Origin of the sequence: Streptomyces malaysiensis subsp. samsunensis (assembly GCF_024519315.1) — a bacterium.
Classification (GTDB): domain Bacteria; phylum Actinomycetota; class Actinomycetes; order Streptomycetales; family Streptomycetaceae; genus Streptomyces; species Streptomyces malaysiensis.
In genome coordinates, this window is sequence record NZ_JANIIC010000028.1 from 43,095 (window position 1) to 64,311 (window position 21,217).

General features: G+C 72.6%; 15 protein-coding genes. 6 read left to right on the plus strand and 9 right to left on the minus strand.

Features of this window, described 5'->3' with window-relative positions:
- Positions 1–128: 128 nt before the first annotated feature.
- Positions 129–4,067: an ABC transporter ATP-binding protein gene (locus tag NQU54_RS23450; protein ID WP_257632809.1), complete on the plus strand. Its 3,939-nt coding sequence runs from the start codon at positions 129–131 to the stop codon at positions 4,065–4,067.
- A 181-nt stretch (positions 4,068–4,248) separates the two neighbouring features.
- On the opposite strand, the gene NQU54_RS23455 is transcribed toward NQU54_RS23450, so the two are convergent.
- Positions 4,249–4,692, minus strand: a complete 444-nt coding sequence (locus tag NQU54_RS23455) for a hypothetical protein (protein ID WP_257632810.1) — start codon at positions 4,690–4,692, stop codon at positions 4,249–4,251.
- 182 nt (positions 4,693–4,874) lie between these two features.
- Here NQU54_RS23455 and NQU54_RS23460 point away from each other — a divergent pair, with 182 nt between their 5' ends.
- Entirely contained in the window at positions 4,875–6,278 is a 1,404-nt protein-coding gene (locus NQU54_RS23460) for a S28 family serine protease (protein ID WP_257632811.1), read from the plus strand.
- 80 nt (positions 6,279–6,358) lie between these two features.
- Here NQU54_RS23460 and NQU54_RS23465 read toward each other — a convergent pair whose 3' ends face one another.
- Both NQU54_RS23465 and NQU54_RS23470 read right to left on the minus strand, forming a co-directional pair.
- Positions 6,359–8,287 (minus strand): glycoside hydrolase family 3 protein, encoded by a 1,929-nt coding sequence (locus NQU54_RS23465; protein WP_257632812.1) that lies wholly within the window; start codon positions 8,285–8,287, stop codon positions 6,359–6,361.
- A 930-nt stretch (positions 8,288–9,217) separates the two neighbouring features.
- The gene (locus tag NQU54_RS23470; protein WP_257632813.1) at positions 9,218–10,132 is read right to left on the minus strand and encodes a LysR family transcriptional regulator; all 915 of its coding nucleotides are present in this window, start codon (positions 10,130–10,132) and stop codon (positions 9,218–9,220) included.
- A 98-nt stretch (positions 10,133–10,230) separates the two neighbouring features.
- On the opposite strand from NQU54_RS23470, the gene NQU54_RS23475 reads away from it, so the two are divergent.
- Complete coding sequence (locus NQU54_RS23475) at positions 10,231–11,202, plus strand: EamA family transporter (RefSeq protein ID WP_257632814.1); 972 nt, start codon at positions 10,231–10,233, stop codon at positions 11,200–11,202.
- Positions 11,203–11,296: 94 nt separating this feature from the next.
- On the opposite strand, the gene NQU54_RS23480 is transcribed toward NQU54_RS23475, so the two are convergent.
- The 5 genes from NQU54_RS23480 to NQU54_RS23500 all read right to left on the minus strand — a co-directional run bounded on the left by NQU54_RS23480 (position 11,297) and on the right by NQU54_RS23500 (position 17,149).
- Positions 11,297–12,094 (minus strand): sugar phosphate isomerase/epimerase family protein, encoded by a 798-nt coding sequence (locus NQU54_RS23480; RefSeq protein ID WP_257632858.1) that lies wholly within the window; start codon positions 12,092–12,094, stop codon positions 11,297–11,299.
- Between the two features lie 552 nt (positions 12,095–12,646).
- A complete protein-coding gene (locus tag NQU54_RS23485) occupies positions 12,647–13,789 on the minus strand; it encodes a methyltransferase (protein WP_257632859.1) in 1,143 nt (380 codons plus the stop codon).
- 290 nt (positions 13,790–14,079) lie between these two features.
- Positions 14,080–15,156 (minus strand): CU044_5270 family protein, encoded by a 1,077-nt coding sequence (locus NQU54_RS23490; RefSeq protein WP_257632815.1) that lies wholly within the window; start codon positions 15,154–15,156, stop codon positions 14,080–14,082.
- A complete protein-coding gene (locus NQU54_RS23495; RefSeq protein ID WP_257632816.1) occupies positions 15,153–15,929 on the minus strand; it encodes an RNA polymerase sigma factor in 777 nt (258 codons plus the stop codon). Before NQU54_RS23495 ends, NQU54_RS23490 begins: the two co-directional genes overlap by 4 nt.
- Positions 15,930–16,198: 269 nt before the next feature.
- Positions 16,199–17,149: a bifunctional helix-turn-helix transcriptional regulator/GNAT family N-acetyltransferase gene (locus tag NQU54_RS23500; protein ID WP_257632817.1), complete on the minus strand. Its 951-nt coding sequence runs from the start codon at positions 17,147–17,149 to the stop codon at positions 16,199–16,201.
- Between the two features lie 213 nt (positions 17,150–17,362).
- Here NQU54_RS23500 and NQU54_RS23505 point away from each other — a divergent pair, with 213 nt between their 5' ends.
- Complete coding sequence (locus NQU54_RS23505; protein WP_257632818.1) at positions 17,363–17,746, plus strand: VOC family protein; 384 nt, start codon at positions 17,363–17,365, stop codon at positions 17,744–17,746.
- A gap of 285 nt (positions 17,747–18,031) precedes the next feature.
- On the plus strand, positions 18,032–18,673 hold the full coding sequence (locus NQU54_RS23510; protein ID WP_257632819.1) for a hypothetical protein: 642 nt from the start codon (positions 18,032–18,034) through the stop codon (positions 18,671–18,673).
- Positions 18,674–18,822: 149 nt separating this feature from the next.
- Here NQU54_RS23510 and NQU54_RS23515 read toward each other — a convergent pair whose 3' ends face one another.
- Positions 18,823–19,881 (minus strand): LacI family DNA-binding transcriptional regulator, encoded by a 1,059-nt coding sequence (locus NQU54_RS23515; RefSeq protein WP_257632820.1) that lies wholly within the window; start codon positions 19,879–19,881, stop codon positions 18,823–18,825.
- A 174-nt stretch (positions 19,882–20,055) separates the two neighbouring features.
- Here NQU54_RS23515 and NQU54_RS23520 point away from each other — a divergent pair, with 174 nt between their 5' ends.
- Positions 20,056–21,213 carry a Gfo/Idh/MocA family protein gene (locus NQU54_RS23520; protein WP_257632821.1) on the plus strand — a complete coding sequence of 386 codons (1,158 nt, stop codon included), beginning with the start codon at positions 20,056–20,058 and terminating at the stop codon, positions 21,211–21,213.
- Positions 21,214–21,217: the final 4 nt, after the last annotated feature.

Below are 21,217 nucleotides of genomic sequence, written 5' to 3' on the forward strand. Positions count from 1 at the left end.
GTGTTTGATGAACGGTCCGGCATTGAACAGTCCGCTTTCAGGCCGATCCATTTGTTGCGGGAGGATGAAATCCGCACGCCAGTGTGTTGGTGCCTTCCGGAAGCGTGTGCGGATCGGGAGGTTCACGGGTGGCGGGTGTGGCGGCGGACGTAGCGGATGAAACCGATGAAACGGGCAAAAAGGATGCGGGTGGGCCGGATGCCGGGCGGGGTTGGGTAAGGCGGCTGTTCGGCTATTGCTGGCAGTACCGCAGCGATGTGCTGCTCGCCCTGGGTGCCTCGCTGGCCGGGATGGCGGTCATGGCGCTCGTCCCGCTGGTGCCGAAGCTGATCATCGACGATGTGATCGTCAAGCATGACCGGTCGCTCGCCCCCTGGGCCATCCTGCTGATCGTCGCCGCCCTCGTGGTGTACGTCCTCACCTACGTCCGCCGCTTCTACGGCGGACGGCTCGCGCTCGACGTCCAGCACGCCCTGCGCACCGAGATGTTCGCGGCCATCGCCCGCTTCGACGGCCGGCGGCAGGACAAGCTCTCCACCGGCCAGATCATCGGCCGGGCCACCAGCGACCTCCAGCTGATCCAGGGCGTGCTCTTCATGGTGCCGATGATGATCGGCAACATCCTGCTCTTCCTGGTCTCGCTCGTCGTGATGGCCGTGCTCTCGCCGCTGCTCACCGTCGTCGCCCTCGCCGTCGCCCCCGCCCTGTGGATCCTCGCCTCGCGCAGCCGTATCCGGCTCTTCCCCGCCACCTGGTACGCCCAGGGGCAGGCGGCCGCCGTCGCGGGGGTCGTCGACGGGGCCGTGACCGGTGTCCGGGTGGTCAAGGGGTTCGGGCAGGAGGCGCAGGAGACCGACAAGCTGCGGGGGGTCGGGCGCCGGCTGTTCGCCGCCCGGCTGCGGACCGTACGGCTGAACTCCCGCTACACCCCCGCCCTCCAGGCCGTCCCCGCCCTCGGCCAGGTGGCCATGCTGGCGCTCGGTGGCTGGATGGCCACCCGGGGGCAGATCACCCTCGGCACCTTCGTGGCCTTCTCCACGTACCTCGCCCAGCTCGTGGGCCCGGTGCGGATGCTCACCATGCTTCTGACCATCGGGCAGCAGGCGCGGGCCGGGGTCGAGCGCGTCTTCGAGCTGATCGACACCGAGCCGGTCATCGACGAGCGCCCCGACGCCCGGGAGCTTCCCGAGGACGCCCCCGCGACCGTCGAATTCGACCGGGTGGGCTTCGGCTACGACCCCGAGCGCCCGGTGCTGTCCGAGGTGTCCCTGCGGATCGAACCGGGCGAGACCCTGGCCGTCGTGGGCGCCTCCGGAAGCGGCAAGTCGACGCTGTCCATGCTGCTGCCGCGGTTCTACGACGTGTCGTCCGGGGCGGTGCGGATCGGCGGCCACGATGTGCGGGAGCTCACTTACGACTCGCTGCGCGGGGCGATCGGGCTGGTGCCGGAGGACAGCTTCCTCTTCTCCGACACCGTGCGCGCCAACCTCGCCTACGGGCTGCCGGACGCGAGCGAGGAGCGGATCCGGGCCGCCGCCCGCGCCGCGCAGGCCGACGGCTTCATCTCCGCGCTGCCGGACGGCTATGACACCGAGGTGGGCGAGCAGGGGCTGACCCTCTCCGGCGGCCAGCGGCAGCGGCTGGCCCTGGCCCGCGCGATCCTCACCGACCCCCGGCTGCTCGTCCTGGACGACGCCACCTCGGCGGTGGACGCGCGCGTCGAGCACGAGATCCACGAGGCGCTGCGGGGCGTCATGGCGGGCCGTACGACCCTGCTGATCGCCCACCGCCCCTCCACGCTCGCCCTCGCCGACCGCATCGCGGTCATGGAGCGGGGCCGGGTCGTGGACGTGGGCACCGACAAGGAGCTGCGGGCGCGGAGCGCTGTGTACCGGCGGCTGCTGACGGACGACACCGCGTCCGTCGCCGCCCGGGGCGGGGACGATGCGGAGCACGCGGTGGGCCTCGCCGGTGGGTTCGGCGGGGAGGCCGCCGCGACGGCGCTGGTCGAGCCCTGTCCCTGTCTCGACGGTGAACCGCGCGAAGGCGGCGACCACGCGGCGGAGCTGCGGCCGCGCGGTGGGGACGACCCCGAGCACGCCGACGGCTGCCCCCGGCCCGGCGGGGTGACCCCCAAGCTGTGGGTGCGGCCCGACGGTGACGGCCGTAAGGACGGCACGGCGGTGGGGACGGGGGCCGTGGCCGGTGGGCCCGGGCTCGCGGGGGCGCTGTCCGGGATGCCCGCCACACCCGAGCTGCTCGCCAAGGTCGCCGCCCTGCCGCCGGCCACCGACACCCCCGACATCGACGAGGAGCGGGCCGCCCGCCCCGAGGAGTCGTACGGGCTGCGGCGGCTGCTGCGCGGTTTCGGGGCGCCGCTCGCGGTGGCGCTGCTGCTCGTCGCCGTGGACGCGATCGCCGGGCTGCTGCTGCCCGTGCTCATCCGGCACGGCATCGACCAGGGTGTCCAGCGGCTCTCGCTGGGCGCGGTGTGGGCCGCGTCCGGGCTCGCGCTCCTCGTCGTCCTCGCGCAGTGGGCCGCCCAGATCGGCGAGACCCAGATGACCGGGCGGACCGGTGAGCGGGTGCTCTACGCACTGCGTGTGAAGATCTTCGCGCAGCTCCAGCGGCTCGGTCTCGACTACTACGAGCGCGAGCTCACCGGCAAGATCATGACGCGGATGACCACCGATGTCGACGCGCTGTCCACGTTCCTCCAGACCGGCCTCGTCACCGCCGTGGTCAGCCTGCTGACCTTCTTCGGCATCCTGGTCGCGCTGCTGATCATCGATGTGGAACTCGCGCTGGTGGTCTTCCTGACCCTGCCGCCGCTGATCATCGGCACCGTGGTGTTCCGGCGCCGCAGCGTCCAGGCGTACGAACTGGCCCGTGAGCGCGTGAGCGTGGTCAACGCCGACCTCCAGGAGAGCGTGGCGGGGCTGCGGATCGTGCAGGCGTTCCGCCGCGAGCGGTCCGGCCGGGAGCGGTTCGCCGAGCGCAGCGACGCCTACCGCCAGGCGCGGGTGCGCGGTCAGCGGCTGATCTCGGTGTACTTCCCGTTCGTCCAGCTGCTGTCGTCCGTGGCCTCCGCGCTGGTGCTCATCGTGGGCGCCGGCCGGGTCCAGGACGGCACGCTGACGGCGGGTGCGCTGGTGGCGTATCTCCTCTACATCGACCTGTTCTTCGCCCCGGTCCAGCAGCTCTCCCAGGTCTTCGACGGCTATCAGCAGGCCACGGTGTCCCTGGGCCGGATCCAGGAGCTGCTGCGCGAGCCCACCTCCACACCGGTCACCGACACCCCGCGCGAGGTGCGGGCGATGCGCGGCGAGATCGACTTCGACGAGGTGCGGTTCCGGTACGGGGACGGCGAGGAGGCGCTCGCGGGCATCTCGCTCACGATCCCCGCGGGGCAGACCGTGGCCTTCGTCGGGGAGACCGGGGCGGGGAAGTCCACCCTGGTCAAGCTGGTGGCGCGGTTCTACGACCCGACCGGGGGCGCGGTGCGGGTGGACGGTGTGGATCTGCGCGAGTTCGACCTCACCGGATACCGCGGCCACCTCGGTGTGGTCCCGCAGGAGCCGTATCTCTTCGCCGGGACGGTGCGCGACGCCATCGCCTACGGGCGGCCGGGCGCGAGCGACGCGGAGGTGGAGGCCGCCGCGCGGGCGGTCGGCGCCCATGACATGGTGGCGTCGCTCGACGGTGGCTATCTGCACGAGGTCTCCGAGCGCGGGCGCAATCTCTCCGCCGGGCAGCGGCAGTTGATCGCGCTGGCACGCGCCGAGCTGGTGAACCCGGACATCCTGCTGCTCGACGAGGCCACGGCCGCGCTCGATCTGGCCACCGAGGCCCTGGTCAACCAGGCCACGGATCGTCTGACGGGACGGCGCACCACACTGGTCGTCGCACACCGGCTGACCACCGCCGCCCGTGCGGACCGGGTGGTGGTCCTGGACCACGGCCGGGTCGTCGAGGACGGCACTCATGAGGAGCTGGTGGCGCGGGACGGCCGGTACGCCGCGCTGTGGCGCACCTTCATGGGCGAGACGGCCCCCGCCGTCGCGTAAACGCTCCGCTAAGCGCTCCGCTGGGAGTGCCGGGATGCGTCTCGGCCGTCTGCGGTGCTCGGCCGGCTGCGGCGCCGTCGTGGCCGGTCGCGCCCACGCGGCGGAGCCGCATATCGACACAGGCCCGCGCCCCTTCGGGGCGGTAACGCTCAGCGTTCGCTCGCTGTTACGTACGGTAACCTCATGGTTCCATGCCGCTGGCCCTCGCTATGCCCTCCACCTCCCGCCGGTCCCGCTCCCGCTGCTCCGCCTCGGCCGCCACCCGCTGCTTGTGGCGGTGCAGGAAATCGGGGTCCCCGGCCCGCTCCTGAGGCACCAGCACCTTCATGCCCTTGGCGTGCGGGCTGTCGCCGAGGTCGACCACCACTCGCTCGTCCTGGGAGGTGAGCAGGCCGAACAGCACCAGCAACTCGGCCTGGAGAGCGGGGGTGAACAGCTCCTTCTCCTCCGGCCCCATCCCGAGTTCGTACGTCCCCCCGCGGACGGCAGGTGAGGTGCTCAGCTCGCGCAGCAGCCGCATCAGCAGCTCGAGGGAGCGAGGATCGATTCGTTCCTGCAATTCGGTCAGATACTGCGTCAGTCGCTCGGCCCGTTCACTCCGGTCGTACCGTTCGTCTCGGTCCATACAGGCAGCATGAGCCATCACAGCCCGCTACGAAAGAGGGCGACGGTAACAACTCTCCGTATTCGGCGTCGGGTTGGAGCACCGACGACCTCTGGCGACCCGAGTGTGTGCCCGGATAGGTTCTCGGCGGCCTGTGCGATTTCACAGGGCAAAGGGTTCCAACGGCAACAAGGGGAGGGTGCATGCGCAAGATGCTCAGATGGCTGTTGTCGCTCGCGATACTGGTGGGGACGGTCGGTGCGGGCGCCGGAGGCGCGTCCGCGGCACCGGCCGCCCCCGCCCAGCCGGATATCAAGGAACGCGTCCTGGCGATTCCCGGAATGCGTTTTGTGGAGGAGCAGCCTTACGACGGCTATCGCTTCCTCGTCTTCAGCTACGCCCAGCCGGTGGACCACCGGCATCCGTCCAAGGGCACCTTCCAGCAGCGGTTCACCCTGCTGCACAAGGCCACCGACCGGCCCACGGTCTTCTACACCTCGGGCTACAACGTCACCACCGCGCCGCGCCGCAGTGAGCCGACGCAGATCGTGGACGGCAACCAGGTGTCCATGGAGTACCGTTTCTTCACTCCCTCCCGGCCGCAGCCCGCCGACTGGTCCAAGCTGGACATCTGGCAGGCCGCGAGCGACCAGCACCGCCTCTTCCGGGCCCTGAAGCCCCTCTACGGCAAGAAGTGGCTGGCCACCGGCGGCAGCAAGGGCGGTATGACGGCCACCTACTACCGCCGCTTCTATCCGCGGGACATGGACGGCACCGTCGCGTATGTCGCGCCCAACGACGTGGCCGACAAGGAGGACTCCGCCTACGACCGCTTCTTCGCGGGCGTCGGCACGGCCGAATGCCGCACCAGGCTCAACGCGGTGCAGCACGAGGCGCTGGTGCGCCGCGACGAGATCGTGAAGCGCTATCAGAAGTGGGCGGACGACGAGAAGCAGACCTTCACCGTCGTCGGCAGCGCCGACAAGGCGTACGAGAACGTCGTCCTGGACCTGGTGTGGGCCTTCTGGCAATACCACCTGCTGAAGGACTGCGCGGACGTGCCCGCCACGACCGCGTCAACCGATGAGCTCTACGGCTTCATCGACGAGATCTCGGGCTTCTCCGCCTACACCGACCAGGGCCTGGAGACCTACACGCCGTACTACTACCAGGCGGGCACCGAGCTCGGCTCGCCCACCTTCGAGACCCCGCACCTGGACGGGCTGCTGCGCTACCCCGGTATTTACGCCCCGCGCAGCTATGTGCCGCGCGACATTCCGATGCGCTTCAAGCCGGCCGCGATGCGGGACATCGACCGCTGGGTGCGGCAGGACGCCCACCGGATGCTCTTCGTCTACGGCCAGAACGACCCGTGGGGCGCCGAGCGCTTCCGGGTCGGCAAGGGCGCCAAGGACGCGTTCGTCTACACGGTCGCCGGTGGCAACCACGGCTCCAGCATCGCCCAGCTGGCCGCCGGGGAGAAGGCCAAGGCCACGGCGGAGGTGCAGCAGTGGGCGGGCGTCAGCACGACGAGCCGGCCGCTCGCCCGGCATGACGCGAAGCTGGACCGCCGCGAGGTCGAACGGCAGCCGGTGCTGCGGCCGTAACGGGCCCGGTTCCGCGGCAGAAAGGGCGTCCGCCCCGGCGGACGCCCTTTTCGCATGCGAATGACCGACCTGACGGCCGCTCAGTACGTCAGCCCGTGCCCGATCGGGTACAGCTCCCGGGACGGGTCGTCCGCGCGCTCCACCGCGACCGGCAGCTTGCCGCGCGGGGTGGCCCGGCCCGCGATGACCCGGGCGGCGGCGCGCAGCTCCACATCCGTCCAGCAGTACGTGGCCAGCGACGCCCCGGGCGCCGTGCCGCGCCCGCCCAGCCGCGCGATGTCGTACGGATTGCTCAGCGCCAGGTGCACCACCGGCACACCGGTGGCCACCAGCCGCGCCACCAGGGTGCGCTGGGTGGATCCGGCCACCATGTCGTACGTCGTCACGATCACCGCGTCCCGCCCGCGCGCCGCGGCGACCGCCGCCTCGATCCGCTCCGGCGAGGGGCCGGGCGAGCTGCCCGTGCCGGTGGGCAGCGCCTCCGCCCGGAAGCCGAGCCCCGACAGGGCCCGGGTCAGGACGGCCGTCGGCGGGCCGCCGGTGCCCGAGGGCGCGGCCGCGTCCACGCCCACCACGAGCACATCGCGGTGGCGGCGCGGCGACAGCGGCAGCAGCCCGCCGCGGTTGGTGATCAAAGTGGTGGTGCGCTCGGCGATCCGGTCGGCGGTGGCGCGGTGCTCCCGGGTGCCCACCGTGCGGTTGACGGCGCGGTCGCTGGTGTACGGATCGTCGAACAGCCCCCGGCGCGCCTTGAGCTCCAGTATGCGCCGCAGCGAACGGTCGATCCGGTCCTCGTCGAGCTCACCCGACCGGACGGCCTTGCGCACGCCCTCGAAGGCGAGGGACAGCTTCGGCGGATTCAGCAGCTGGTCCACACCCGCCTTGAGCGCGAGCACCGGCACCCGGTCGTCGCCGTACTTCTTCCGCACCCCCTGCATCCCGAGCGAATCGGTGACCACCACCCCGTCGTAGCCCAGCTCTTTGCGGAGCACACCGGTGAGGATGGGGCGGGAGAGCGTGGCGGGGTCGTCGGCCGGATCGAGCGCGGGGAACAGCAGATGCGCCGTCATGATCGAGTCGATTCCGGCCTCGATCGCGGCCCGGAACGGCGGCGCGTCCAGCCGCTCCCACTCCTTGCGGGAGTGGGTGATCCGCGGAAGGCCCACATGGCTGTCCACGCTGGTGTCGCCGTGGCCGGGGAAGTGCTTGGCGGTGGCCGCGACCCCGGCGCTCTGATAGCCCTCCACCTGGGCCGCCACCAGCCGGGCCACGGCCTTCGGATCGGCCCCGAAGGAACGCACCCCGATCACCGGGTTGGCGGGGTTGACGTTGACGTCCGCGATCGGGGCGTAGTCCTGCCGGATGCCGAGCGCGGCCAGCTCCGCCCCCGCGGTGCGGGCGGCCGTACGGGCGTCGGCCGCGCTCCCGCCCGCGCCGAGCGCCATGGCGCCCGGGAACTGCGTGGCGGGCGCGCCGACCCGGGCGACGGTGCCGTACTCCTGGTCGGTGGAGATCAGGACGGGGACGGGCACGGAGGCGGCCAGCGCGGCCTTCTGGATGCCATTGGAGAGCCCGGCCACCTGATGGGGGCTGCGGATGTTGTGCGCCCATCCGATGTACATCACCCCGCCCACGTGGTACTTCGCGATCAGCTCGGCGGCGTTGTCGACGCCGATGTCCTTACGGTTGGCCGCGACATCGGCGGGGTCGGGGTGGGTGGCCGAATCGCCGTACACCCGCATCACGAAGAGCTGGCCGATCTTCTGGTCCAGCGTCATCCGCCCGATGAGCTCGTCGATCCGCCGGCGGTCGCGCTCATGGTCCCGGCCGGGCTGGGTGGTGGGCCGGGAGGGGCTTGCCGAGGCGCCGCCGGAGGCGGGGCGGCGCGCGGGGGCGACGGGCGCGGGGGAGCTGTCCGCCGGCGCGCTGCACGCACCGGCCGCCGCACCGGCCGCCGTGGCGGCCAGGGCGGTGGTGAGCAGGGCGCGGCGAGACGTCGTCGTGTGCACCCGCACTCCTTCCATGGGACGTTCGGAGGGGGCGGCCAGAGGTGTGCAGGACACGCTGGGACACAAACCGCGGCCGGGTCAAGCAGAGTTGGTCTTTTTTGATCGCCGGGAAGCGTAGGGGGAAAGTCTGGTTAAAGCCGGTGGGCTGGGAGCTTGTGCATGTCCGGCACTAGGCTGTTGACCGGGTGTGTTTCGGGCCGGTCGAGGTGGAGCAGCCCGTTCGACGGGTGTAGGGCCGGGCTCCGCGGCGGCCCCCCGCGCCGCCGACGCTCTGGGAGGGGTGTCGCGCCGGCGGCGGGGTGCTGCTGGCCGCGACGGCGGAGCGGTGGTCAGCGACGCAGCCAGCGACGAAGCCGATTACCGCCGCGCGGAGACTCCCCATCAGCACGCCGCTTCGACGCGCGGCGGCCCGCGCCGGTTCCGCGCATGGCACGCATACCGCGAATCGGTGAGGAGCGGGGCGGTACGCGCCCAAAGCGGCTGCGGTGGAGGTGGCTGGGGCTGAGGCGGCTGCGGTCGAGGTGGTCGTGGCTGAGGTGGTTGCGGTCTACGTGGCTGCGGTCGAAGTGTTGGCCGTCCGACGTGGTCGCGGCCGAGGTCGCCGCCGCCGATGTGGCGGCGCCCGATGTGGCTGCTGCCCGAAGCGGCCGCTGTCCGGCGTGGTTGCGCTCGAAGCGGCCGCCGTTCGACGTGGCCGCTGTCCGGCGTGGTCGCGGCCGAGGTCGCCGCCGCCGAAGTGGCGGTGCCCGATGTGGCTGAGGTCGACGTGGCCGTAGCCGACATGGTTGCTGCCCGACATGGTCGCCGTCCGGCGTGGTTGCGCTCGACGCGGTCGCTGTCCGACGTGGTCGCTGTCCGCCGCGGTCGCTGTCCGCCGCGGCCGCCGCCCGCCGCGGCCGCCGTGCGACGTGGTCGCGTTCGGTGGGCCGGTCAACCGGTGCGTTGCGGCCAGAGGCCGCCCAGCAGGCGCACCGTTTCGGTGATGGCCGGGCGGCGGGCCGCGCCGGGGCGCCACAGGGCGTACAGCCGCCGTACCGGGACCGGCTCCAGGGGCAGCGCCAGCACCCCGTCCGGCAGCGGGCCGCGCCCCAGACGGGGCATGAGGGCGACGCCGAGACCGGCCGCCACCAGGGCGATCTGGGTGTGGTTCTCCGCCGCCTGATATGCCAGGTCCGGCTCATGGCCCGAGGCGCGCAGCGTACGCACCAGCCAGTCGTGGCACACCGACCCGGGCGGCTGGCAGATCCACCGCTGGCCCGGCAGGTCCGCGCGGCGCAGCGGCCGCCGTGCGGCCCGTTCGGCCAGCGGATGTCCGGCCGGTACGAGCAGATCGCACAGGTCGTCCCCGATGACCGCCCGTTCCTGCCCCTCCGGGGCGGGCAGCGGGGCGATGTCCCAGTCATGCGCCACCGCGAGGTCGATGACGCCCTGTGTCACCAGGTCCACCGACAGATGCGGGTCCACTTCGAGCAGCCGGGCGTCCAGTGCGGGGTGTTCGGCCTTGAGGGCGGCCAGCACCACGGGCATCAGCCCGCGCGCCGCCGAGGCGAAGGCGCCGATCACCAGCCGTCCCATCGGCTGCCCGCGCCGCTCCTCCAGGGTGGTCTCGGCCTTCTCGACGATGGCGAGCAGCTGCTGGGCGGTGGCGGCCAGATGCCGGGCCGCGTCGGTCAGCGCGATGCCCCGGCCCTGCCGCTCCAGCAGGGTCGTCCGGGTCTCCCGCTCCAACTTGGCGATCTGCTGCGAGACGGCGGACGGGGTGTAGCCGAGCGCGGTCGCGGCGGCGCTGACCGAGCCGTGTACGGACACCGCGTGCAGGGCCCGCAGTCGGCCCAGATCCAGCACAGTTTCGTCCTCCCGTTCGCACCTTTAACCGTTACTGCATCCAAGCATGAAGACATCCGCGCTGGTGCTACAAGGTCCGGGCGGTTGATCCTCGACCCATGCGACCTGTGCACATAGCCCTCGCCGTGCTGGTCACGGCCCTGTGGGGGATCAACTTCGTGGTCATCGAGGTGGGCCTCGACCACTTCCCGCCCCTGCTCTTCTGCGCCCTGCGGTTCCTGGTGGCCGCGCTGCCCGCAGTCTCCCTCGTCGGCCCGCCGAGGGTCGCCTGGCGCTGGATCCTGGGGGTGGGGCTGGCCCTGGGGGTGGCGAAGTTCGGGCTGCTGTTCATCGGGATGCACGAGGGGATGCCCGCCGGGCTGTCCTCGCTGGTGCTCCAGATCCAGGCGGTGTTCACCGTGCTGTTCGCGTCCGTCGTGCTCGCCGAACGCCCCGGCCGACGGCGGCTGCTGGGCATGGCCGTCGCCCTCGCCGGGATCGCGGTGGCCGCCGTGGACGAGGGCACCTCGGGGCCGCTCATCGGCTTCGTCCTCGTCGTCGCGGCGGCCGCCTTCTGGGGCGTCTCCAACGTCCTCACCCGCAAGGCGGCACCGCCCGACGCCCTGAACTTCATGGTGTGGGTGAGCCTGGTGCCCGTACTGCCGCTGCTCGGGCTCTCGCTGGTGTTCGAGGGCGCGGAGCCCGACCTCGACGCCCTGACCCGGCTCGACTGGGCCGGGGCGGGCGCGATCGTCTATGTCGCCTGGGTCACCACCGTGTTCGGCTTCGGGGTCTGGGGCTTTCTGCTGCGCACCTACGATGCCTCGGCGGTCGCACCCTTCTCGCTGCTGGTGCCGGTCTTCGGGATGTCCTCGGCGGCGCTGGTGCTGGGGGAGGGGATCAGCGCACCGCGCTGGCTGGCGGCGGCGCTGCTGGTGGGCGGCGTGGCGCTGACCTCGCTCCCGCGCCTGCGTCTGCGTCTGCCGCGTTCGCGGCGTGGGGGCGGGGGCGGGGGCGGCGTGGAGGCGAGCCCTTCCGAAAGGGTCGCTCCCGGAAGGGTCGCTCCCGAAAGGGCCGCGACGCTCCGTTGACGGTCGTGCCGGTCCGCGCCAGGTGGACCGAGCGCGTCCAGCACCGGGCTCAAAGGCGCTGTCGGGCCCGCCTCGCCGCTACGGGCTCCGGGGCTCAGGCCGCGTCGGTGAGCAGCCGCAGCAGATGCTCACGGCCCGGGGCCAGCAGATCCGGCAGCTCACGCGCCCGCGGATACCACCGCTTCTCGTACTCCCAGCACAGCCAGCCGTCCCAGCCCTCACGGCTGAGCAGCTCCACGCACTCGGTCAGCGGCAGCACCCCCTCGCCCAGCGGCAGCGGGGTGGTGTCCTCGGCCGAGGCGATGTCCTTGACCTGGACGTAGCCCAGATGCGGGAAGAGCGCCGGATAGCTGGTGGCCGGGTCCTCACCGCCCAGCCAGGTGTGCATCACATCCCAGATCGCCCCGACGCCGCCATGCCCCACGAGCCCGAGGACCCGGGCCGCGTCCGCGCCCGTACGGTGCGAGTCGTGCGTCTCCAGCAGCAGCCGTACGCCGAGGTCGGCGGCGCGGGGCGCGGCCGCCGCGAGCCGCCGGGCGGCCGTGGCGTCGGCCTCCTCCGGGCTCTGCTCCCCGCCACCGGGGAAGACCCGGACGTAGCGGGCGCCCAGGTCGTGGGCGAGCTCCAGCAGCTCCCGCAGCCCGGCCAGCACCGGCTCGTCCGGCCCGGCCTCGGCGGCGCGCACATAGCCCGCGACGGTGAGGATCTCGACCCCGGCGTCCCGGAACTCCGCCGCCACCCTGGCCCGTTCGTCCGCCCCGATCCCCGGGTGCACCGGCTCCTCGGGGTGGGCGCGCAGCTCGACGCCGTGGTACCCGGCCCCGGCGGCGAGCCGGGCGACGTCGGCCATGGGCATACCGGGGACGCCGAGGGTGGAGAAGGCGAGCTTCATACGGGCTCCCTGGGTGGGGGTCGTGCGGTACGAGGGGATCTTCATGCGGGACGCTAAACAGGCGTACGAGCGGGGTCAATCCTGACCTGCGGATCACGCCTACGGCGTGTCTTGTCGGGTACCCGGGCCGTGGTCGCCCATGTGGTGTGGCCACCGCCGTCGACCGGCGAACGCGCGAGGTGGCCCTGGGCGGCGCCGGGCGGCCTGGGCAGCGCGGTGGGGAGGCGTGCGGCGAGCCGTGGCGGTTCCTCGCTGCGTGGGCCACCGCCGGGGCTGGGCGCGTGCCCGGTGTTTTGTGTGGCGGGTGGGTTGTGGGGCGGGGCGGGGACGCCGTTGCTCGGCCCCCGGAGTCCGGGGGCCGTCCCGCCCGGGTGGCCGGTGGGGCGTGTGAGTGCGCGGGGTTGTCCCGAGTGGGGTCGATACGGGGTGGCGCCGGGCGGCCTGGGCAGCGCGGTGGGGAGGCGTGCAACGAGCGGTGGTGGCCCTTACGGCGTGGCGCCTCCCTGGGCCGCGAGCGCGCGGGCACCCCCTGGGCCGTGAGCGCGGGGCTGCTCAGCGTGTCGTCAGTCGCCAGAGCGATGTCACTTCCGCCGCGCGGGCCGAGTGGAGTGGGTCGGTGGGGTCGAAGGCGCGGGGGTGGACCGGGCGGACGTCCAGGCGGTCGAGCACGGTCAGCCCCGCCGTGTCGAAGGCGGCCAGCAGCTCGGCGCGCGTGCGCAGTCCGAGGTGTTCGGCCAGGTCGGAGAGGATCAGCCAGCCCTCGCCGCCGGGGGCCAGATGTCCGGTCAGCCCGTTCAGGAAGCCGTGCAGCATTTGGCTCGACGGGTCGTAGATCGCGTATTCCAGCGGTGCGGAGGGCCGGGCCGGGACCCAGGGCGGATTGCACACCACCAGCGGGGCGCGGCCGGGCGGGAAGAGGTCGGCCTCGATCACTTCGACCCGCTCGGCGAGGCCCAGGCGCGCCACGTTCTCCCTGGCGCACTCCAGCGCCCGTGCGTCCTGGTCGGTGGCCACGACGCGCTCGATGCCACGCCGGGCCAGGACGGCGGCCAGGACGCCGGTCCCGGTGCCGATGTCGAAGGCCAGCTCGCGCGTGGGCAGCGGGGCCTCGGCCACCAGGTCCACGTACTCGCCGCGCACGGGTGAGAAGACGCCGTAGTACGGATGGACGCGGTCCCCGCCCAGCGCCGGGACCTCGACGCCCTTCTCCCGCCACTCATGCGCGCCGATCAGACCGAGCAACTCACGGAGCGAGACGACCGAGGGGCCCCGCGCCGGGCCGTACGCCTCGGCGCATGCGCGCCGTACGTCCGGCGCCCGGCGCAGCGGTACGCCGAAGTCCGCGTCCAGCGGCACCAGCACCATCCCCAGCAGCCGGGCCCGCCGGGACCGGGCCTGGCGGTACCGGTGGAACGCCTCGGCCGGTGTCGCCGCCGGTGCCCGCCGCTCCCTGGCCCGGCGCGGGCCCCGGTCGATCCGGCGCGCCAGCGCCGTCAGCAGCTGACGGGCGCACTGGTAGTCGCCGCGCCACAGCAGCGCGGTGCCCTCGCAGACGAGGCGGTGGGCGGTGTCGGCGGGCATCCGGTCGTCCGCGACCGCGACCCGCCGGGGCGGCGGTACGCCGCTCTCGGAGCGCCAGTGGGCGGTCCGGGTCCGGCCGTCCTCGGTCCACTCGATGACCTGCTGGGTACTCAGGGGTACGCCCTTTGCTCTTGTGCCGTTCCGACGCGCCGCATGGGCGCGCCGTGTCTACGTTGTCCGCCCGTTGCCCGTTGCCCGTTGCCCGTGTGCCGTGGACGCCCGTGTGCGTCCGCTGATCCTTCCTGTATCGGCCTGCCCGCGCGAGCGGTTTTCGGCCTAGGTGACGGCGTGACATATATCTATCGGGCTCCGCGCTGTGCGGCCGTTGATGCGAAAGTCCGTTGATGCGAGAAGGGCGTCCGCCGGAGCGGACGCCCTTCGACAGGCGGGGTCGGACGGCCGGCTCAGGAAGCGTCGGCCCATGTCACCTCGCCCTTGTCATCGGTGACGGCGACGTCCAGGAGGGCGCTTCTGTCCGTTCCGAGGTAGGCCAGGCTCTTCGAGTCGAAGACCCAATAGCCGCCCGTGGTCTTCGAAGGGTTCCTGCGGTCGGTGTATGTGAGGCCGATACCGGTCCGGCCCGCGCCGTCCTTGACGTTCTTCACGACGCGTACGTCCGGCAGTTTGGCCACGGCACGGTAGAGCGCGGCACTCAGATCGGGCAACAGCGTGGCCTGATCGAGGATGACCCCGACGTTCTCGAAGACCGTCTCCGTCAGACGGGACTTCACCACCCCGTTGCCGCTCTCGAGCTTCTTCAGCAGCGCGTCGGGGTCGGTGGGGAGCGCCTGAAGCTGTCGGAAGGTCAGATAGCCGGTGCCCACCATGGTGATGTCCTGGCGCTGCGAGGGGTCGGGCTCGCCGCCCGGGGACAGCGCGACGAGGCGCCGGAGCCCGTCCCCCTTGCCGTCCACGGGCTGCCACTCCTGGCTCTGGACGTTCCCCTTGTACCTCTTGGTGCCGGTGATGTCCCCCTTGGAGTCGCGCACGGGCTTGGAGGGCCCGCCCCATATGGCCGAGGAGCCCTGGGACTTGGTGTAGATGAACTGGTCGTCGCGGACCGTGACCGCCGGGCGGTCGGCCGCCGTCACGGCGATCCGGTCCAGCAGCTGTACGGCCTGTCGGTGTTCGGCCGCGGTGCCGCCGGTGGCGGTGGTGGTGCCCTTACCGCCGTTACCGTCCTTGCCGTCCTGTACGACGTCGACCGCCACCGCGCCCATGCCCACGACGGCGGCCAGTGCCAGCGGCGCCGCGATGAGAACGAGGCGCCGCCCGGGGCGCCGGGGTGCGAGTGGCACGGGTGAGGCGCTCGTCGTACCCGACTGCGCGTGGATGGTCTCGTTGGTGATGTGCTCCATCAGATGTTCCCTCAGGACGCGGTGGCGGTCCCGCCGGAGCACCGGACGGCCCGGTGCGGGCAGCAACTCGGCCAGGTCCTGGTGGTCGACCGGCTGATCGCGTCGTCGCGGGTCGGTGTTCATGGCTTCTTCTCCTGCGTGGACCGAGCCGCCTGGTGGCGGCTGCCCGGTATCTGTCCGGCCGTGGTCGCACGTTGCACCGTGTCGTGCCCGGTGCCGTGGCCCGCGCCCGGGTTGCCGCCCGTGCCTCGATTGCCGCCGCCCGTGCCTGGGCGCTCGCCGTTGCCGTCCATGCGGCTCGTGCCGCCCGTCCCGCTTGTACCGCTCGTGCCGCCGCTGCCGTCCGTGCCGTCGATGAGTTCGAGCTCGGTGAGCTTGCGCAGGCGCTTTCTCGCGCGCGAGAGGCGGGCTCGTACGGTGCCGACGGCCACGCCCAGCGCCTCGGCCGCCGTGGCGGCGTCCAGGCCCTCCCACACGCAGAGCGTGAACACCTCGCGTTCCCCACGGCGCATCGTGCGCAACGCCCTCTGCGCGGCGGCCAGCTCCTCGGTGTCGGCCAGGCGCTGGGCCACCTCGTCGGCGAAGTCCGGCACGGGGCCCGGGGGCGGGAGCCTGGCGAGCGCGGCCTGGTGTCTTCGCGCCGCCCGCGCGGTGTTGCGCGTGACATTCGTCGCGATCCCCAGCAGCCACGGACGCGGGCTGTCGTCCCCCGGGAACAGCCGCTCGCGCAGTCGCCATGCCTCCAGGAAGGTCAGCGACACGATGTCGTCGGCCATGGCCCAGTCGCCGGTCAACCGGACGGCGTGCCGGTAGACCACCGACGCGTACTCGTCGAAGAGCTGCCTGAAGGCGTCCGGATCTCCGGCTCGCACGCGGGCGCGCAGTGAAGTCTCCACACCCCTCCCTGTCCTTCGCGCGGACCGCGTTGCGGGTGATCCGCGTCACGGTCGGGCCGGGTCCCGGCGAGCCCGGTCGCGGAGACGTCTGGCAGGACAGGCGGCGCTCGCCAGGGCAGGTGGCGCCCGCCGGGACAGGCGGCGCTCGCCGAGCAGGAGCCACCCGCCCGGCCCCGGCGACGCCCGCTCGGGCAGGCGATGCCCGCTCGGGCAGGGGACGCCCGCCCGGACGGAGCCGCTCCCCGGACAGAGCGGCCCGCGGACAGCCGTCAGCCGTGTGCGGAGTCCTGGAGTGGGAGCCGCCAGTCCTGGCCGACCAGGGGCGAGCCGTAGCCGCGGTGCCGCTTCTCGGCGACCAGCTCGAACCCGGCCCGCTGGTAGATCCGGCGGGCGGAGGTCAGGACGTCATTGGTCCACAGCACGAGTTCGTGATAGCCCGTCTCACGCGCGAAGTCGATACACGCGCTCACCAGCCGCTCGCCGATCCGCCGCCCCCGCGCCTCCGGTTCGACGAGCAGCAGCCGCAGCCGGGCCGTATCGGGCCGCTCGTCCCGGACGCACATCACCGATCCGACGGGACGGCCGTCGAGTTCCGCGATCCACGCCCGCTCGCGGGCCGGGTCATGGCCCGCGCCGAACTCCCCGACGATCTGGGCCACCAGGGCCTCGAACTCGGCGTTCCAGCCGAACTCCCGGGCGTACACGGCGCCGTGGCGCTGCACGATCCAGCCCAGGTCCCCCGGCTCCGGTCCGCGCAGCTGCACCTCGGCCCCCGCGGGGCCGTCGAACACGCCCCGGGCGGTGGCCAGCGCCTCCCGCAGCCGCCCCAGCTCGTTCCGGGAGACCTTGGTCAGCAGCCCGGTCACCGCCTCCCGTGAGCGCCGGTCCAGGTCCTCCGCCGCCGTCCGGCCCGCCTCGGTGAGCAGCACCTCCTGGAAGCGGGCGTCGCGGTGGTGGCGCTCGCGGGTCACCAGCCCCCGCTCCTCGAACCGGCTCAGCGTGCGGCTCAGATGCGGGGCGGTGACGCCCAGGAGCTCCCGGAGCGCCGAGACATGGGTGCGCTCCCGCCGGGCCAGCTCGTAGAGGACGCGGGCCTCGCTCAGCGTGTACGGGGTGTTGAGCTGCCCGGGGTAGTCGAGGACGCCGATCAGCCGGGTGTACATCCGATTGAAGTCGCGGACCTCGTCCACGGCCAGCTCAAGATCGTCGCGTGGCTCCATCCGGCACCCTCCGTACCCCTGCGGTCAAGACGATTCGCTTGATCTCATAGTTGCGTCAGATCAAGTATTTGGGAAGGGGGGAGGCCCCACGACTGGGGAGGCTCTACGACAGGGGAGGCCCCACGACAAGGGAGGCCCCACGACCGTCGCGTTGGGCAAGCAGCGACTCCGGCGAAGGCCGCGATGTCAGGTCCGCTACGTACACTGACGGGCATGGCATGCCGTATCAGCGAGTTGGTCCTCGACTGCGCCGACCCCGAGCGGCTCGCCGCGTTCTGGAGCGAGGTGCTCGGCTATGTCGAGCTCGGCCGCGAGGACGACGGGAGCATCGAGATCGGGCCGCCCGACGTCGGCTTCGGCGGCTCGCAGCCCACCCTGGTCCTCAGCCCCAGTGGCGACCCGCGGCCCGGGAAGCTCCCCCTGCACATCGACGTCAACGCCACCGACCGCGACCAGGACGCCGAGCTGGAGCGGCTGTTCGCGCTCGGCGCCAGGACCGCCGACATCGGCCAGACCGGCACCGAGAGCTGGCATGTGCTGGCCGACCCGGAAGGCAATGAATTCTGCCTCCTGCGCCGCCGGCTCCAGCCCCTCTGATCACCTGCGCCCCGGCGCCATCGACGAGCGGCCAGGCCGTCCGCGGAGCTCGCGGCGGCGGGCCTCCGCGTAGAACTGGGCCGTAGGACTTCGATCCCGCGCGCAACCCCCATTGCCTGTCCCCGTTCCCGCAGGAGACGGGGACAGGCAACGTGCGCGTCCCTCCACCGCCAACACCCCCGTTAGCCGGGTGTTAGCCGAGCGGCAGCCTCGCGGTAGCGGCCCCTACCAGAGTGGGTGACGTACCGAGGAGACAGCGACACCGAGCCCCTGGGGGGACCTGAAATGAGCTCCAGCACCGCCACCCGCACCGTTCGCCGCCGCACCCTGCGCATTGCCGCCGCTGCCCTGATCGCAGCCGCCGGTCTCAGCCTGACCGCCTGCTCCGGCTCGGACTCCACCGCCACGAAGCCCGCGGCCTCCGCGGGGTCCAGCAGCACGGACTCCTCCACCGGAGCGCAGGGCTCGGATGCCAAGGTCGACACCAAGGCGGGCACTGCGGACAAGGCGGCATCCCCGTCCCGTACCGAGACTCTGGTGGACGGCAGCACGGCCGAGATCTACAAGCTCGGCGATCTGCACTACCGCCTCAAGATCGTCAACGACGGTGATGTCCTGGCCACGCTGGAGGCGAAGGAGGGGGACGCCGGGCTCGACGGCAACGGCATGTTCGTCGTGCTCACGGCGGGCGGCGAGGTCCACTCCTGGATGGGCGGCGAACAGCGGGGACCGGGCACCTTCAAGCTCGCGGGCGGCTGGACGGCCAAGGTCACGAAGCTCGGCGACCTCCACTACCGCGCGGAGATCCTCGGCAACGAGGGCTCGGTGGACGGCACGCTGGAGGCGGACCAGCACGACGACGGGCTCGAGGCCAATGGCGTGCACATCGTGCTCAGCGCCGGTGGTGTGATCAGCGCCCACGAGTAACCGTCCGCCCGGCCGCGGCGGTGGAGCTGCCTCCGGCGGCTCCACCGCCGCGGTGACGTAAGCGTTCGATATGCGGCTCCGCCGCGTGGGCGACCGGCCACGGCGCCGCCACGGGCGATCGACGCAGGTCGGCGGTTCCAGCGGAGCGCTCAGCCGTGTGGTGGGGCCGTGGAGGAGCGGGCCATCAGTTCGGCCCTGACCATCGCCACTCCGCCCGGCGGCTGCGGCTCGCGGCCCAGGGCCAGCCGCCCGGCCCGCGCGCCCGCGTCGTGCAGCGGCAGCCGCATGGTGGTGAGGGCGGGGACGGCGTCCGCGCTGAACGGGAGGTCGTCGAAGCCCGCGACCGAGACGTCCTCGGGGATCCGCAGCCCCTGGTCGCGCAGGGCCGCGCAGACGCCGAGCGCGATGGTGTCGTTGGCGGCGACGATGGCCGTCGAGCTCCGGTCGCGGCGCAGCAGTTCGAGGGTGGCGTCATAGCCGGAGGCGCGGTCGTACAGGCCGTGCACGGTCAGCCGCTCCTCGTCGGCGTCGGGACCGTTCACCCCCGCGGCGCCGAGCGCCGCCCGGTGGCCCTCCAGCCGGTGGCGGGTCGTGGTGCGATCGGCGGGGCCCGCCACATAGCCGATCCGGCGGTGGCCGAGGGTCAGCAGATGTTCGGTGAGCCGACGGGCGCCGCCGCGGTTGTCGAAGGTGAGGGTGGTCGCGTCCTCGATCGGCGGGCGGCCGCACAGCACCACCCGGGTGCCGGACGCGGCCAGCCGGGACGCCTTGGCGGCCACGGCGGCGGCGTGGTCGGGGTGTTCGACCGCGCCGCCGGTGAGCACGACGGCGGCCGCGCGCTGCCGCTGGAGCAGGGTCAGGTAGTTCAGCTCGCGCTCGGGGGAACCGCCGGTGTTGCAGATGACCGCGAGCTTCTCGCCGCCCCGGCCCGGTTCGCCTCCCGGTGCGCCCATTTCGGCCTGTACGGCGCCCGCGATGATTCCGAAGAAGGGGTCCGCGATGTCGTTGACGAGCACTCCGACCAGATCGGAGGTGGCAGCGGCGAGAGCGCTTGCCGGTCCATTGACCACGTACTCCAGCTCATCGACCGCTCGCAGCACCCGGGTCCGGGTCGACTCGGCGACGGGGTAGTTGCCACTCAGGACGCGCGACACGGTGGCCGCCGAGACCCGAGCCCGTGCCGCCACATCGGCCAGGGTCACTGCCATGTTTCCTCCGTTGGGTGGTCACTTTCCGGTACACCGTGCGCGCTGGTAGGGCCCTCCATGCTCTCACTCCAGGAGCGGCGCGATTCTGCCCTCCGGGGTCTTGTCCTGTCATCCGGACCATGCCTAGGGTCCTCCCCAGCAAGCGCTTACCCCCGGCGCGAGGAGCTTTAGCCCATGGCCGCAGCAGACACCGCCCGTATCCGTGCCGCAGTGGTCGGCACCGGAGGAATCGTCACCGGCAGCCATCTGCCCGCACTGCGTGATCACGCCGACCGTGTGGACCTCGTCGCCGCCGTCGACGTGGCCACGGACCGGCTCGACGCCTTCCGCGCCACCGCGGCCGAGGGCGGCACCTTCGATGTCACCGGCTATTCCGACGCGACGGCCATGCTGGCGGCCGAGCGTCCCGACCTGGTCCTCATCGGCACCCCGCCCTCCCTGCACCGCGAGCAGACGGTGGCCGCGCTGAAGGCCGGCGCCTGGGTGCTGTGCGAGAAGCCGCTGTGCCTCACGCTCGCCGAGTACGACGAGATCGCCGGGGCCGAGCGGGAGGCGGGCGGCCCGTACGCCTCCGTGGTCTTCCAGCACCGCTACGGCTCGGGCGCCGTCCACGCCCGCGAGTTGCTGGCCGAGGGCGCCCTGGGCCGGCCGCTGGTGGCCCACTGCCAGACCACCTGGCACCGTGACACCGCCTACTACGCGGTGCCGTGGCGCGGCCGTTGGGAGACCGAGGGCGGCGGCCCGTCCATGGGCCACGGCATCCACCAGATGGATCTGCTGCTCCACCTCCTCGGCGACTGGACCGAGATCCGCGGCATGGCCGGACGCCTGGTCCACACCGTGGAGAGCGAGGACGTCTCCACCGCGCTGGTGCGGTTCGCGGGCGGCACCATGGCCACCGTCGTCAACAGCGTGCTCTCACCCGACGAGGTCAGCCGGATCCGCATCGACTGCGCGGACGCCACCGTCGAGCTGACCCACCTCTACGGCCACCGCAACGACGACTGGGTCTACACCCCGGCCCCGCACGTCCGCGACGAGCCCGTCCGGCAGCGGCGCTGGCGCACCCCGGCCACCGATCTGCCCAGTTCGCACGGGGCCCAGCTGTCCGCGTTGCTGGACGCGATGCGCGAGGGCGTACGGCCGCCCGGCAGCGGCCCGGACGCCCGCCGCACCCTCGAGTTCATCGCCGCGCTGTACAAGGCGGCCTTCACCGGGCGGCCCGTGCGCGCGGGCGAGATCGCGCCCGGGGACCCGTACTACGAGGCCATGCACGGCGACCACCCCGAATGGGCACCGAAGGCAGCGACCGCCACCACGAAGGAGAGCTGAGGCC